Source organism: Cryobacterium sp. TMT1-19, assembly GCF_004403055.1.
GTDB classification, from domain to species: Bacteria; Actinomycetota; Actinomycetes; order Actinomycetales; family Microbacteriaceae; genus Cryobacterium; species Cryobacterium sandaracinum.
The window spans coordinates 1-14,683 of the sequence record NZ_SOHB01000023.1 but is presented as its reverse complement, the minus strand read 5'-3'; the positions used below and the strand labels follow the sequence as shown (position 1 = coordinate 14,683).

The following is a 14,683-nucleotide window of genomic DNA, read 5'->3' as shown; positions in this document are numbered from 1 at the left end:
TCTTTCCTTTGACAGTCAGAAACCTAGACAGGAAGCGGCGTGCGGCCGTTAAGGCGCTCCGAAACACCCACGGATAGAGCAGGAGAGCCAAAATCTCCGTCGAATTCGTTAGACGCATGTGACCCTGTCAGCGCGCGGACAGCGGGTACCAGGGCGGGTAACAGCGCGCGGACAGCGGGTACCAGGGCGGGTAACAGCGCGGGTAGCAGTGCGGCCGGGACCGCGGGCGGTCAGCGGCGCGCGAAGCGCAGGGTGACCAGCTGGAAGGGACGCAGCTCGAGCGTCAGCGCGGAGCCATCGGCGGCGAACGGAGCCCGCGGCGCGGCCAGGGGGCGTTCCAGCAGGTCGGTTTCGGTGACATCCGTCGCGGCGAAGTGACGGATGACCCGCGCCCGCACCCGCGACCCGTGCGCCTCGGAGAGCCGCACGATCAGGTCCCCGCTGCGGTCCTCGGCCAGCTTGACCGCCTCGACCACGACGGCCGGGTGGTCGACCTCGATCAACGGATCCACGCGGGCCACTCTCACCCCGGTCACCGAACAAAGCGGCAGGTTCAGCCGGTACCCCTCCGCGACCGCCTCGGGGATACCGGCGCCGACCCGCAGCGACACGGATGCCCGGTGCACCGCCGGGCGCAGCCGCTCCCGCACGAACCGGTCGATGCGTTTCTCCACGAGTGCGCCGTCGTCTTGCACCGCACCTGCGACTTCCCGCCGGGCACCGCCGCCCGACTGGCAGCATCGTACGACCGCCCCCGGCCCCGCACGTCCGCCACTGCGGGCGCTCGTGAACCAATTCGACGGAGATTTTCGGATCTGAAGCGGTTTACACACCCGAAACAGCCCCACGGGAGCAAAATCTCCGTCGAATTCGTCAGGCAACGGATGCCGCAGCGCACCAGCGGCGCCGAGCTCCGCTACGCGTTTCGGAGGTTGTAGCGCACGCTCGCGAGCTCGGAGAGCAGCGCCGGCGGCACCCGGTCGCCGAACTTGGCGAAGTACTCCTCAGTGAGGTCGCACTCGGCCAGCCAGGAGGCCGGGTCGATCGCAAAGAGCTGCTCGACATCAGAGTCGGCCAGGTCCAGACCCTTCAGGTCGAGGCCACCCTGGACCGGAAGGTGTCCGATCGGGGTGTCCACGGCATCCGCGAAGCCTTCGACGCGGCGCACGATCCACTCGATCACGCGAGAGTTCTCGCCGAAACCGGGCCAGAGGAAGCTTCCGTCCGCGCCCTTGCGGAACCAGTTCACCTGGAAGATCTCCGGCGCCTTGCCGCCGAGACCACGGCCGACCTTGAGCCAGTGCGCCCAGTAGTCCGCCATGTTGTAGCCGCAAAAGGGGAGCATCGCGAACGGGTCGCGGCGCAACTCGCCGACGGTGCCCTCGGCGGCCGCGGTCTTCTCCGAGGAGATGGTCGCGCCCATGAACACGCCGTGCTTCCAGCTGCGGGCCTGGGCCACCAGCGGCACGTTCGTCGCGCGGCGTCCGCCGAAGAGGATGGCGTCGATCGGCACGCCGCCAAAGGCCTCCCAGTCGTCGGCGATCGACGGGCACTGCGCCGCAGCAACCGTGAAGCGGGAGTTGGGGTGGGCGGCCGGGCGGCCGGAGGCGGGCGTCCAATCCTTGCCCTCCCAGTCGATCAGGTGGCTGGGAGTGGTCTCGGTCAGACCCTCCCACCACACGTCGCCGTCGTCGCGCAGTGCGACGTTCGTGAAGATCGTGTTGCCCCAGACGGTGGCCACGGCGGTCGGGTTGGTGACCTCGCCGGTTCCGGGGGCCACACCGAAGAAGCCGGCCTCCGGGTTGATCGCGTACAGCCTCCCGTCTGGCCCGGGGCGCAGCCAGGCGATGTCGTCGCCAATGGTCTCGACCTTCCACCCGGGGATGGTCGGGCGCAGCATCGACAGGTTCGTCTTGCCGCAGGCCGACGGGAAAGCCGCGGCCAGGTGCGACACGCCCCCCTCCGGGGAGGTTACCTTGATCAGGAGCATGTGCTCGGCCAGCCAGCCCTCGTCGCGGGCCATGACGGATGCGATCCGCAGCGCGAACGACTTCTTCGAGAGCAGCGCGTTGCCGCCGTAGCCCGAGCCGAAGGACCACACCTCGCGGGTCTCCGGGAACTGCACGATGTACTTGGTGTCGTTGCACGGCCAGGACACGTCCCCACGGCGGCGCCCCTCGGCGTCGACCAGCGGGTAGCCCACGCTGTGCACGGTGTGCACCCAGGGGGCACCGGCCTCGATCATGTGCAGCACCTTCTGGCCCATGCGCGTCATGATGCCCATGTTCAGCACCACGTAGGGCGAGTCGGTGATCTCCACGCCGAACTTGGAGATGGGGCCGCCAAGCGGTCCCATCGAAAACGGCACGATGTACATTGTGCGCCCGCGCATGCTGCCGGCGAAGACTCCCTGCAGCTCGCCCCGCATCGCGTCCGGGTCGGCCCAGTTGTTGGTGGGGCCGGCATCGCCCGGGTCGACCGAGCAGATGAAGGTGCGGTCCTCGACGCGCGCCACGTCCGACGGGCTCGTGCGGGCCAGGTAGCTGTTGGGGCGCCACTCCGGGTTCAGGTGAATGAGCTTGCCCTCGGCTACGAGCTGTTTCGCGAGCACATCGGCTTCGCGCAACGATCCGTCGCACCAGACGACGGCGTCGGGCTGGGTCAGCCGGGCAATTTCGTCCACCCAGGCCTGAAGGTTGGGGTCGGTGGTGCCGGCAACATAGCGGGACTCGCCCCCGCCGGTCTCAAGTCGGGAATTCGCGATTGTCATCTCCTGGCCTTTCGTGGTCAATCCGGCGTGAACCAGTGGTCTGCAGTCGTGGGGGGACGCAAATACGCCCCCCTTCTCCACAATGATCCACCGATGCCACCGGTGCCGGAAGTGCTCAGGTTAAGAACAGCGAATCTTTCGTTATCGTTAAGGAATGTCGACACGTGCCGCTGATCTGATCACCCTGGGACTCCGTGTCCGTCATTTCCGGGCCGAGCGCGGCTTCACGCTCGACCAGCTCGGCGAGCAGGTCGGCATGGCCGGGAGCCAGCTCTCCCTGATCGAGAACGGCCGCCGCTCCCCCAAGCTGTCGACGTTGCAGGACATTGCCACCGCCGTCGACGTGGAGCTCACCGACCTGCTCAAAAACGAAGCGCCGAACACGCGGGCCGCACTCGAGATCGAGCTGGAGCGCGCGCAGCGCAATCCGCTCTACGGCGCCCTCGGCCTGCCGCGGGTGAAGATGACCAAGGGCATGCCGATGGCGGCGCTCGAGTCCCTTCTCGGTCTGCACCGCGAACTCGCCCGCCGCGCCAGCGAAGCCATCGCCACGCCGGAAGAGGCCCGCCGCGCGAACACGGAACTGCGCGAACAGATGCGCGAACAAGATAATTTCATGCCCGACATCGAGCAGCTCGCCGAAGACCGAGTGCGGGCATCCGGGCATGTGTCGGGCGCCCTCACCCACCGGGAGGTCAGCGTGATGGCCGAGCAGCTCGGCTTCAACCTCATCTACGTCAATGACCTGCCCGGCTCGACCCGGTCGGTCACCGACCTGGTCAATCACCGCATCTACCTGCCGCCGGCGTCGATCCCCGGCGGTCACGGCTTGCGCTCGATGGCACTGCAGGCCATGGGGCACCGGCTGCTCGGCCACGAGCGGCCGGGCAGCTACGCCGAGTTCCTCTGGCAGAGGCTTCAGATCAACTACTTCGCGGCCGCCTGCCTGATGCCGCAGGCGGCATCCGTCGCGTTCCTCTCCCACGCCAAGCGCGAACGCGAGCTCTCGGTCGAGGACTTCCGCGACGCCTTCGGGGTGACCCACGAGGCCGCGGCGCTGCGACTGACGAACCTGGCCACCTCGCACCTGGACATGCCGCTGCACTTCCTGCGCGTCACCGGCGACGGCGCCCTGCAGAAGGGCTACGAGAACGACGACCTTCCCCTGCCGGCCGACGTGACCGGCTCGATCGAGGGCCAGTTCGTCTGCAAGCAGTGGAGCGCCCGCAGCGCCTTCACCCACACCAACCGCACCACCGAGTTCTACCAGTACACCGACACGCCGGCCGGCACCTTCTGGTGCGCCACCCAGACCGGGGCGACGGATGCCGGCGAGTTCTCGATCAGCGTCGGCGTGCCCTTCGTGCAGGCCAAGTGGTTCCGCGGCCGGGAGACCACGCAGCGGGCGGTGTCCCGCTGCCCGGACGAGTCCTGCTGTCGCCGCCCGGCCTCCGAGGTCTCCTCGCGCTGGGCCGGCAAGGCCTGGCCGAGCGCCCGGCTGCACGCGCACGTGCTGTCGCCGCTGCCCAGCGGCACCTTCCCCGGCGTCGACGACACCGAGGTCTACGAGTTCCTCGAGGCGCACGCCGCGGAGTAGTGGGGATCCTGGCGCTGAGCCACTTACGTCGTCGGGTCATCCGCCCCACCGTCGTCGGGTCATCCGTCGCCGAAGTCGTCTTCGTCTCCGTCTCCGTCTCCGTCGAATTGGTTCGATACCGGACACGGCGCTCCGTCTGTGATGAACAGCGCCCGCTCGGTGCGGACAGGGCCCGACGGGCGGCACGGCGAGGGCCAGGGCCCGACGGAGCGGCCCGACGGGCGGCAGGGCGAGGGTCAGGGGCGGGCGGCGAACGCGGTGGCGGTGCCACGGGCGGTGAGGCTGACCCGGCTGCCCACGACGGTGCCCATCGTGCCGTGCTGCCTTACGTGCACCAGCGTCCCGGGGCTCTGCGTTCCGGGGTTCTGCGTTCCGGGGCTCTGGGGGAAACCGGGCGCCGGGGCGCCCCCGGAGAACAGGCGCACCGCCAGCTGCACCTCGGGCCCGTAGAAATCGACCGCTTCGACCTGGCCGGTACAGGAGGCGGCGGCATCCGCCCCTCCGGACTCGCAGTGCTCGACCATGATCTGCTCCGGGCGCAGCATGATGCAGGCGTCGCCGCGCAGGCTGGTGGGGGCGACGGCGACTGTGCCCAGTGCGCAGGCGGCGAAGCCGTCCGAGATGGTGGCCGGCAGCACGACCGCGTCGCCGAGGAACCGGGCCGTGAACAGGTCGACGGGGCGCCAGTAGACCTCGCGCGGCGGCCCGACCTGGCAGAGGTTGCCGTCGCGAAGCACCGCGAGCTGGTGGGCGAAGCTCATCGCCTCCGCCTGGTCGTGGGTGACGAGCACCGTGGTGATGCCGGCGCGCTCCAGCGTTTCGGCGACGATGTCGCGGGTTGCCGCCCGCAGTCCGGCATCGAGGGAGGAGAACGGTTCGTCGAGGAGCATCACCCGCGGCTGGCGGGCGAGGGCCCGCGCCAGGGCCACGCGCTGCTGCTGGCCGCCGGACAGTTCGTCGGGGCGGCGGGCGGCGAAGTCGGGCCTCAGCGACACCATCTCGAGCAGCTCGCTCACGGCACGGGCGCGTTGCTTGCGGGTGCCGCCGCGGAGCGCCGCGCCGAGGCCGAATGCGATGTTCTGCCCCACGGTGAGGTGCGGGAACAGGGCGCCGTCCTGCGCGACGAAGCCGATCCCGCGCCGATGCGCGGCCACGGCCGCTCCCGGGCCGGCCACGGTGCGACCGAGCACGCTGATGGCGCCCGAGTCGGGCAGCTCGAAGCCGCTGATCAGGCGCAGCAGGGTGGTCTTGCCCGACCCGGACGAGCCGACCACGACCGTGCGGCTACCCTCCGGCACCGAGAGGGCGATGTCCTCGAGGATACGGGTGCTGCCGAAGCTCTTGTTGACCCCGGACAGTTCGATGGCGGCGGTCATGACACGCTCGTCAGCCGGGAGCGGGCGAACAGCAGGTAGGTGACCGGCAGGCTCAGCACGATCATCAGCAGGGCGTAGGGCGCGGCGCCGACGTAGTTGATGTCGTTCACCTTCGACCAGAACTGGATCGCGAGGGTGCGGGTGCCGCTCGGGGCCAGCAGCAGCGTAGCGGTCAGCTCGGTGACGATGCCGAGGAACACGAGCGCCCCCGCGGCCAGGGCCGAGGGCGCGAAGAAGCGGGTGGTGACACTGAGGAACGCGGCGAACGGATGCTTGCCGAGCGACCGGGCCGCCTCCTCCAGTCCGACCGGAACCTGCGCGAGCCCGGCCCGGAGGTTCACCAGCGCGCGCGGCAGGAACATCAGCAGGTACGTCACGATCACCAGCACGGTGGTCTGGTAGAGCGGCTGCACGAAACGGATGCTGATGGTCACCAACGCGAGGGCCGTGACGATCCCAGGGAGGGAACTGGTGAGGTAGTTGACCGATTCGAGGCCGCGGGACAGCCGGCTCGGGTAGCGCACCGCGAGGAACGCGATCGGGAACGCGAGTACACAGGTGACCGCGGCGCCGACGAGGCCGTAGCCCACGGTCTGCAGCAGGGCCTGGACCAGCACGGCATCGGTCCACACGATTGCGCCGCCCTGGTAGAGCCAGCGGATGACGCTCCAGAACGGGACTCCGATCGCGAGTGCGAACAGCCCACCGAGGAACAGGTAGCCGACCGGCGTGAAGGCGCGGAGGGAGCGCCGCGGCGTGACCCGGGCCACACCCGAGCCGATGCGGGCGTACCGGGAGCGTCCGCGGGCACCGGACTCCCCGATCAACAGAAACAGGCACAGCAGCACGAGAACGCCGGCGAGGGCGTTGGCCGCGGGGCCGTTGAACGTGGACCGGTACTGCTCCACGATGGCGGTGGTGAAGGTGTCAAAGCGGATCATCGCGAACGCGCCGTATTCGGAGAGCAGGTGCAGCCCTACCAGCAGGGCGCCCCCGAGGATCGGCAGCCGCAACTGGGGCAGGATGACGCGGAAGAAGACGCCCCAGGCACCGCTGCCGAGCGACTCTGCTGCCTCTTCGACCGTGGGGTCCAGCCGACGGAGCGCGGCGACGCAGGGCAGGTAGACCAACGGGAAGTACGACAGGGTGGCGATCAGAACCCCGGACCAGAGCCCGTTCAAGGAGGGTACGGCGCTTACCCAGCCGTAGCTGTTGACGAAGGCCGGCACCGCGAGCGGCGTCGCCAGGAGCACGGCGAACACCCGGTGGCCGCGCAGGGAGGTGCGGCCGACCAGCCAGGCGGCGGCCACCCCGATCGCCGCGGTCAGCGGCACGGTGATCACGACCAGCCCGATCGTGTTCAGGAGCAGTTCGCCGACCCGCGGCCGGAACACGAGCGCCGAGAGGGTCGGCCAACCGGTCAGGATACCGGTGACGATGACGTAGCCCAGCGGCAGCAGCCCGAGCACGGACACGGTGACGGCGGCCGCCACGATGAATGGTGACGGTCGTTTGCCGACCCGGCCGGCGGCATCCGTGCGCCCCGCACGCCCCGTTGCGCCGGTTTCGGCGACGGCTCCGCGACCGGTGTCCGACGGGTCGGGCGCCGGTTTCGCGGTCGAGGGGGCTGCAGGTATCACCAGTTTCAGCCTAGAGGAAACCGGCCTCGGTCATCAGATCGGTGACCTTGGTGCTGTTGAGTTTGGACGGGTCGATGACGGGGGCGTCGAGTTCGCGAAGCGGCACCATCGCGGGGTTCGCGTCGACCGCGTCGGAAACGGGGTACTCGAACGAGGTGCCGGTCTTCAGGATTTCCTGGCCGGCCTTGCCGGTGATGAAAGCGAGGAACGCCTGAGCGGCCACGGGGTTCGCGCTGGTCTCCAGCACTCCGCCGCCGGAGACGCTGACGAACGCACCGGGATCCTGGTTCTTGAAGTAGTGCATCTGGGTGCTGGAGCTGTTCTCGCCCGTACCGGCCTGGTCTGCGAACCAGTAGTAGTGGTAGATCACGCCGCCGGGGATCTCACCCGCGTTGACGGCCTTCATCACGGTGCTGTTGCCTTTATAGACGACCGCGTTCTCCTTCATGGCCGCGAGCCAGTCGCTCGTTGCGGCTTCGCCCTTGAGCTCGAGGAGCGCACTGACGATGGCTTGGAAGTCGGCGCCGGAGGGCGACGCGGCCCAGCGGCCGGCCCAGGCCGGGTCGGCGAGGTCGAGCAGCGAGGCCGGCAGTTCGCCCGCGCTGATCATGCTCGGGTTGTAGGCGAACACGGTCGAGCGGGCGGCAATGCCGGTCCAGGTGCCGGTGGACGGCTGGAACTGCTTGGGAACTTGGGCCAGCGTGGCGTCGTCGACCGGGGCGAACAGGCCGGCCTTGTCGACGAGGCTGATCGCGGGCGAGTTCTCGGTGAGGAACACGTCGGCCTTCGACGCGGCGCCTTCCTGCACGAGCTGGTTGCCGAGTTCCGAGTCGTCGCCGTTGCGGAGCGTGACGGTGACGCCGGTCTCCGCGGTGAATTCGTCGGCCCAGGCCTGGGTCAGTTCCTCGTGCTGGGCGTTGTAGACCGTGATCGAGCCCGACGGGGTGGACGCGTCGGTAGCACCAGGACTGGATTCCTCGGGTGCGCTGCACCCGGTCACCCCGAGCAGGGCCACCGTTCCGATAGCGGTAACCAGTGCCCAGCGGCGTGTCAAGATCATCGTGTTGCGTCCCTACTGTCGTGCGGGCATGACCCACAGTGCTTTTAGGTAAGCCTACCCTAAAGAAATTGGCGTCGTCGGGGCCGCAGGGGAATACACAGGCTCGGCCCCGGTCAGCGGGGCGGCATCCGGATGGCGCCGTCGAGCCGGATGGTGTCGCCGTTGAGCATCGGGTTCTCGACGATGTGCCGCACGAGCGCGGCGAACGCGGCCGGGTTGCCGAGCCGGGAAGGGTGTGGAACCTGCGCCGCGAGGGACTCGCGCACGTTCTCGGGGAGCCCCTGAAGCAGCGGGGTGTCGAAGATGCCGGGCGCGATCGCCACCACCCGGATCAACGATCGGGCGAATTCGCGGGCGAGCGGCAGGGTCATCGCGGCGACGCCGCCCTTCGAGGCGGCATAGGCCGCCTGACCGATCTGCCCGTCGAAGGCTGCGACGGATGCCGTGTTCACGATCACACCGCGCTCCGGGACGGTGCCGGCCGTCTGGTCGATCGTGCCGGGGGTGCCGTCCGTGCCGTTCGTCCCGGGGGCTCCGTCCGTGCCGCCGACCGGGTCGGTAGCCTGCATGGCGGCCGCGGCCAGCCGGATCACGTTATACGTGCCGACGAGGTTGATGCGAATGACCCGGTCGAAATCGTCCAGCGGCAGCGGGGCCCCGGTGCGGTCGACGGTGCGCTGGCCGGGGGCGATGCCGGCACAGTTGACCACGATGCGCAGCGGGGCGATCGCGGCGGCGGCGTCGACGGCGGCCTGCACGTCCTCGGTGCGGGTGACGTCACCCGGCACGAAACACGCCCGGCCGCCGATCACGACCGCCGCCTGCTCCCCACTGGTGCCGGGCAGGTCGAGCAGCACGACCGCTGCCCCAGCGTGGGCCAAGGCGGTAGCGGTGGCCAGCCCGAGGCCGGAGGCGGCTCCGGTGACGAGGGCGGAGCATCCGTCGACGCGCATCTCAGAGCCGTTCGATGATGGTGGCGTTGGCCATGCCGCCGCCCTCGCACATGGTCTGCAGGCCCCAGCGGCCGCCGGTCAGTTCGAGGTGGTTGAGCAGGGTGCCGAGGAGCCGGGTGCCCGAGGAGCCGAGCGCGTGGCCGAGAGCGATGGCCCCGCCGCGCGGGTTGAGCAGGGCCGGGTCGGCGCCGAGTTCGCGCAGCCAGACCAGCGGCACGGTGGCAAACGCCTCGTTGACCTCGTAGGCGTCGAGGTCGTCGATGCTGAGACCGGAGCGCTCCAGGATGCGCCGGGTCGCCGGGATCACGCCCGTGAGCATCAAGAGCGGGTCGCTTCCGGTCACCGCGAAGCTGTGGAACCGGGCGCGCGGGTTGAGGCCGAGCTGGGCGGCGCGTTTGGCGCTCATGATCAGAGCCGCGGAGGCGCCGTCGGTGAGCAGCGACGAGTTGCCGGCGGTGATGTGCCAGTCGAGTTTCGGGAAGCGGGCGGCGAGGGCGTCGGTGCGGAACGCCGGAGGCAGGGCGGCCAGGGAATCGAGGGTGGTGCCGGGGCGGATGGTCTCGTCGGCGGCCACGACCCGGCCGTCCCGCAGAGTCGTCGGCCGCAGTTCGCCGTCGAAATCGCCGCGTTCGGCGGCGGCCGCGGCGAGTCGGTGCGAGCGGGCGGCGAAGGCATCCAGTTCGCCGCGGCCCAGTTTCCACTTCTGGTTCATCAGCTCGGCCGAGACGCCCTGGTTGACGAGCCCGTCGGGGTAGCGGTCGCGCATCAGCGTGCCGTGCGGATTCGGGATCTGTCCGTTCTGCTGGTTCTGGTGGCTCTGCCCGCCTTGCTGGTTCTGCGGGCTCTGGGCCGTGCCGAGCGACGAGCCCAGCGGCACGCGGCTCATCGATTCGACGCCGCAGGCGATGACGATGTCGTAGCTGCCGGCCATCACGCCCTGCGCGGCGAACGTGGCCGCCTGCTGGCTGGATCCGCACTGCCGGTCGATGGTCGCGCCGGGCACCGAGTCGGGAAAACCCGCGCTGAGCAGGGCGGTGCGGGTCACGTTGTAGCCCTGCTCGCCGACCTGGCTGACGCAGCCGCCGATCACGTCGTCGACGAGCGCGGGATCGAGCCCGTTGCGGGTGACCAGTTCGCTCAGCACCCCGGCCAGCAGGTCCGCGGGGTGCACGCCCGAGAGGGCGCCGCCCGGTTTGCCTCGACCCGACGCGGTGCGCACGACATCGACAATGACAGCCTCGTTGCTCATGACCTCAGCCTAGGCTTCCGGTGCCACCGCGGCGCGGAGCGGGGAGCGCGTGTGGGCTGCGGGCTGCGGGCTGCGGGCTGCGCGTGGAGCACGGGCCGCGCGTGGGGTACGGGCCACGCGTGGGCTGCGGGCTGCGCGTGTGGGCCGGGCTGCGCGTGGGGTACGGGCCGCGCGTGGGGCTAACTCAGGAGATCCGGTGGGGAAGCCGTCGTCCGGCGGATTCCGCCGCACTGGTCCGGGGGCTGACAGAACGCGGCCGACGTATCTCCTGAGTTGGCCACAAACGCGGCAGGACAGGGACGTGCGGGTGTGGCGTGCGGGCGTGGCGTGCGGGTGTGGCGTGCGGCGGTGAGCCGTGCAGGTTCGGGTGTGGCGTGCGGGTGTGGCGTGCGGCGGTGAGCCGTGCAGGTTCGGGTGTGGCAGGCGGGGCGTCAGCCCGAGAGCGCCCACATCGCGACGGCGCTGGCGGCGGCCACGTTGAGGGAGTCGATGCCGTGCTTCATCGGGATCTGCACCACGGTGTCGGAGGCCGCCAATGCGTCCGGGGTGAGCCCCTCACCCTCCGCGCCGAGCAGCAGCGCCAGCCGCTCGTGCTCGTGCCCGGGGAAGTCGCGCAGGCTCACGGCATCCGTTGTCAGGGCGAGCGCGGCGAGGTGGAAACCGTGCCGAGTGAGCAGCGCGCGGGTACTCGGCCAGTCGCCGAGGCGGGTCCAGGGCACCTGCAGCACGGTGCCCATCGAGACGCGGATGGCGCGACGGTAGAAGGGGTCGGAGCAGCGCGGTGTGACCAGGATCGCGTCGGCGCCGATGGCCCCGGCGGAGCGGAAGATCGCGCCGACGTTCGTGGGGTCGGACACATTCTCGAGGATCACGATGCGGCGGGCGCCGGCGAGTAGCGACTCCGGGTCGGGCAGCTCGGGCCGGTGCATCGAGGCGATCACGCCGCGGTGCAGCACGTAGCCGGTGAGCTCGGCGAGAAGCGCCCCCGGGCCGACGAAGACCGGCACGTCCTCGCCGACGAGGGCGCGGGCCTCCGGGGCGGTGTTGCCGAGTGTGAGCACCGACCGCGGCCGGTGTCCGGCGCGCAGGGCCCGCTCGAGAATCAATGCCGATTCGGCTATATACAGGCCGTGTTCGGTGCCGCGCGCCTTTTTCAGTGCCACATCGGTGAGATGGGCGTAGTCCGCAAGCCGCGGATCGCTGAGGTCGCTGATCTCGATGACGGGCACCCGATCAGTCTAATCGCGGGGCGGGGGCGGGTGGCTNGATCAGTCTAATCGCGGGGCGGGGGCGGGTGGCTGGGTGCGGGGGCGGGCGGCTGGATGCGGGCCGCCTCGGGGCTAACTCAGGAGATCTGGGCGGCGGACGGCAGCCGGCACCCGGACCAGTGCGGCGATCCCACGGATGCCGCGGCGCATCTCCGGAGTTAGCCGCACCCTTCATCCTCCCGGCGGGCACGGACAGCCTGGGTGCCCCGGCGCCCGAGTGGCCCCGCCGGTAGCGGATTCACGGCCCCCGGAGCACAGGCACCGGCTTCGGCCGGGCCACGATTTGCAGTAGTTATGTACCGGTAAGGGTTGCGCCCTGGGGCTAACTCAGGAGATCCGGGCGGCGGACGGCAGCCGGCACCCGGACCAGTGCGGCGATCCAACGGATGCGGCGGCGCATCTCCTGAGTTAGCCGCACCGCTCGACGTGTCGGCACGGTCCCGTAACCGGTCCTGTGTGATCGGTCCTGGCGGCACTGTGCTATCGGCCGGGTCGTGTGATGGTGAGATCATGGCTGCGGATTCCTCCCGGCCAGGGGGTGCCCGGCATCCGTCAGCAACCGGTCAGCGGCAGGAACATCCCCGCAGCCATCAACGTCATCGCCAGCGCCATACTCAGGTGCTGGGCCGACTCCAGTCGGAGCGTGGCCGGCTCGACCCCCCGACCCGGTGGGGCGGCGCGCCGACCGCACGGCGCTGGCCGCAAGGGCAACGGATGCCGCAGCCAGCAGCACCACAAGCCGGGCCGGCAGCGTTCCGCCGTCGGTGATCGCCCGCGCGTGCCCGGCATAGGCGCCGTTTCCCACAGCGGTCCCGGCGACAGCGGGCGCAGCGGCAGCGGGCGCAGCGGCAGCCGTGGCACTAGCCGTGGCACTAGCCGTGGCACTGGTTCCGGCGCCAGCGCCGGCCACCGCGACCGAGCCAACCGAGCCGACCACCGCGACCGAGCCGACCGAAGCCGCCGTAGCCTCAGTCGACGCCGCCGGCAGCATCGCGACCCACATTACGGACGTCAGCAGCAGCGATACGGCGTGATGCGCGGCGGGCATGCGGTGCCGCCGGTCAAGCAGGGCCAGCAGCGCCGCCCCGACCAGGAGCCCCGCCCAGGCCAAGGAGCCGAGCAGCTGCACGCCCGGCAGCACCATGTCGGCGCACGAGACGATCATGACGACCATGGTGGGAGCCGCGACCAGGGCGCGGCCCGGCATCCGGAGCCCGGCGAGCGCGCACGCCGCTCCCAGGCCGGACGCCGCGACGGCGGCGACCAGGCACACGGACACCCAGATCGCGGTCATTTCGGCTCACGATAGGCCGGTCTCCCCCGTGGGTCTTGCCTGTCAGCGCACGGATGCGCGGCGACAGCGCACGGATGCGCGCAGCGAGGCGACAGCGCTCCGTGTGGCTAACTCAGGAGATTCACCGCGGCGAAACCACCATCCCGCACCTGTGGCGCACGGGTCCGCACTGGCCCGTGCCGAATCGGCCGCCCCGATTCCGGAACTCCTGAGTTAGCCTCCGCGAACCCGGCATAACTTCTGCACTCTGGTGGGGGCGCCGGCCCGGGCCGCCGAAAGACCCGGACGGGGGCGCGATGCGGCCCCCCACAATTTGCAGGAGATATGCACGAGGAGGATTCGGACCCGAGGACCGGGAACCCTCGCGCGCGGGCGCGCCGACACGGTGATGTGGCCAACTCAGGAGACGCGCCGCAGCACCCCCCGCTCCCCGCACTGGTCCGGGCGACGGATGCCGCGCCCCACCCGAATCTCCTGAGTTGGACACACACACACGCACACACACACACACACACACACACACACACACACACACACACACACACACACACACACTCCGAGTGCATAGCTCCTGGGGCGACCGCGGGCCCTGAACCACGAATGCGAGAATGGCACCGTGTCGACGTCAATGAGCGGGGTAACGGGATGAGCGAGCAGAGCAAGCCCAGCGGGCCCAGTGCCAACGGCCCGAACGGGGCGCCGCATTCGCAGACCCTGTCGCGCGGCATCCGCGTGCTCGAGATTCTCGCCGACGCCGACGAGGCCCTGACCATTGCCGACGTGGCCGCCGCCCTCGGCGTGCACCGCTCGATCGCCTACCGAATATTGCGCACGTTGGAGGACCATGGGGTCGTGATCCGGGATGCCGCGGGCGCCGTACGCCTCGGCCCACGGATGGCCGCGCTCGCCCGCGGTGTCTCCCGCGGTCTGCAGGCCGCGGCGCTGCCCGAGCTGACGAGCGTCGCGAACGAGTTGGGGATGACAGCCTTCGTGACCGTGCTGGACCGGGCGGAGGTCGTCACTCTGGTCAGCGTGGAACCGCGACAGGCGCACGCCACGGTCGCGCAGCGCCCCGGCACGCGGCATCCGCTCGGCCGGGGTGCACCCGGGATCGCCATCCAGTCCCTGCTCACGGCGACCCAGTGGGTGAACCTCGGCGAGGGCGCCCGCCGCGACGAAGCCGCCGACGTGCGCGCACGCGGCTTCGCCACCAGTCATGACGAGGTCATTCCGGGGCTGGCCTCCGTGGCGGTGCCGCTGGTCGTGCCCGGCGAGGCACCGGCGGCTCTGGCGGTCGTCTACCTCGGCACCGGGCAGAGTGACGCCGCGATCGGCGCGCGTCTCGTGACGGCCGCGGCCGTAATTGCAGCCGACCTGCACTAATTGCCGCCACACCGGGCCAGACGCGGGCGCTTCGACCAAGCGCCGCCGACCGAGCGGGCGCCGGCAGCCGGGCGGGCGCCGGCAGCCGGCCCG

11 protein-coding genes are annotated in these 14,683 nt (G+C 70.4%); 2 read left to right on the top strand and 9 right to left on the bottom strand.

The window, feature by feature from the left end; all coding sequences use genetic code 11:
* Positions 1 to 230 precede the first annotated feature (230 nt).
* Together E3T40_RS05950 and E3T40_RS05945 are read right to left on the bottom strand one after the other, a co-directional pair.
* On the bottom strand, positions 231 to 674 hold the full coding sequence (locus E3T40_RS05950; protein ID WP_198411942.1) for a glycosyl hydrolase-related protein: 444 nt from the start codon (positions 672 to 674) through the stop codon (positions 231 to 233).
* A 242-nt stretch (positions 675 to 916) separates the two neighbouring features.
* Positions 917 to 2,770, bottom strand: coding sequence for a phosphoenolpyruvate carboxykinase (GTP) (locus E3T40_RS05945; RefSeq protein WP_134542893.1), 1,854 nt, complete (start codon positions 2,768 to 2,770; stop codon positions 917 to 919).
* Between the two features lie 154 nt (positions 2,771 to 2,924).
* On the opposite strand from E3T40_RS05945, the gene E3T40_RS05940 reads away from it, so the two are divergent.
* Positions 2,925 to 4,367, top strand: coding sequence for a helix-turn-helix domain-containing protein (locus tag E3T40_RS05940; protein ID WP_104099202.1), 1,443 nt, complete (start codon positions 2,925 to 2,927; stop codon positions 4,365 to 4,367).
* A gap of 236 nt (positions 4,368 to 4,603) precedes the next feature.
* On the opposite strand, the gene E3T40_RS05935 is transcribed toward E3T40_RS05940, so the two are convergent.
* From E3T40_RS05935 to E3T40_RS05900, 7 genes are all read right to left on the bottom strand, one after another.
* On the bottom strand, positions 4,604 to 5,743 hold the full coding sequence (locus E3T40_RS05935; RefSeq protein ID WP_134542892.1) for an ABC transporter ATP-binding protein: 1,140 nt from the start codon (positions 5,741 to 5,743) through the stop codon (positions 4,604 to 4,606).
* Entirely contained in the window at positions 5,740 to 7,236 is a 1,497-nt protein-coding gene (locus E3T40_RS05930; RefSeq protein ID WP_370287879.1) for an ABC transporter permease, read from the bottom strand. The genes E3T40_RS05935 and E3T40_RS05930 overlap by 4 nt, the downstream gene beginning before the upstream one ends.
* 157 nt (positions 7,237 to 7,393) lie before the next feature.
* On the bottom strand, positions 7,394 to 8,443 hold the full coding sequence (locus E3T40_RS05925) for an iron ABC transporter substrate-binding protein (RefSeq protein ID WP_134542891.1): 1,050 nt from the start codon (positions 8,441 to 8,443) through the stop codon (positions 7,394 to 7,396).
* Positions 8,444 to 8,556: 113 nt separating this feature from the next.
* Entirely contained in the window at positions 8,557 to 9,396 is an 840-nt protein-coding gene (locus E3T40_RS05920; protein ID WP_104194191.1) for an SDR family NAD(P)-dependent oxidoreductase, read from the bottom strand.
* Between the two features lies 1 nt (position 9,397).
* Positions 9,398 to 10,645 carry a thiolase family protein gene (locus E3T40_RS05915; protein ID WP_134542890.1) on the bottom strand — a complete coding sequence of 416 codons (1,248 nt, stop codon included), beginning with the start codon at positions 10,643 to 10,645 and terminating at the stop codon, positions 9,398 to 9,400.
* Between the two features lie 431 nt (positions 10,646 to 11,076).
* Positions 11,077 to 11,874, bottom strand: a complete 798-nt coding sequence (locus E3T40_RS05905) for an RNA methyltransferase (RefSeq protein WP_134542888.1) — start codon at positions 11,872 to 11,874, stop codon at positions 11,077 to 11,079.
* 547 nt (positions 11,875 to 12,421) lie between these two features.
* The gene (locus tag E3T40_RS05900; protein WP_134542887.1) at positions 12,422 to 13,207 is read right to left on the bottom strand and encodes a hypothetical protein; all 786 of its coding nucleotides are present in this window, start codon (positions 13,205 to 13,207) and stop codon (positions 12,422 to 12,424) included.
* Between the two features lie 645 nt (positions 13,208 to 13,852).
* Here E3T40_RS05900 and E3T40_RS05895 point away from each other — a divergent pair.
* Entirely contained in the window at positions 13,853 to 14,590 is a 738-nt protein-coding gene (locus tag E3T40_RS05895) for an IclR family transcriptional regulator (protein WP_134542895.1), read from the top strand.
* The last annotated feature ends 93 nt before the right edge of the window (positions 14,591 to 14,683 follow it).

Coding starts and splice junctions, on each gene's coding strand:
- E3T40_RS05895 (WP_134542895.1), top strand. CDS start 13,853: ATGAGCGAGCAGAGCAAGCCCAGCGGGCCCAGTGCCAACGGCCCGAAC.
- E3T40_RS05945 (WP_134542893.1), bottom strand. CDS start 2,770: ATGACAATCGCGAATTCCCGACTTGAGACCGGCGGGGGCGAGTCCCGC.
- E3T40_RS05920 (WP_104194191.1), bottom strand. CDS start 9,396: ATGCGCGTCGACGGATGCTCCGCCCTCGTCACCGGAGCCGCCTCCGGC.
- E3T40_RS05935 (WP_134542892.1), bottom strand. CDS start 5,743: ATGACCGCCGCCATCGAACTGTCCGGGGTCAACAAGAGCTTCGGCAGC.
- E3T40_RS05940 (WP_104099202.1), top strand. CDS start 2,925: ATGTCGACACGTGCCGCTGATCTGATCACCCTGGGACTCCGTGTCCGT.
- E3T40_RS05915 (WP_134542890.1), bottom strand. CDS start 10,645: ATGAGCAACGAGGCTGTCATTGTCGATGTCGTGCGCACCGCGTCGGGT.
- E3T40_RS05900 (WP_134542887.1), bottom strand. CDS start 13,207: ATGACCGCGATCTGGGTGTCCGTGTGCCTGGTCGCCGCCGTCGCGGCG.
- E3T40_RS05925 (WP_134542891.1), bottom strand. CDS start 8,443: ATGATCTTGACACGCCGCTGGGCACTGGTTACCGCTATCGGAACGGTG.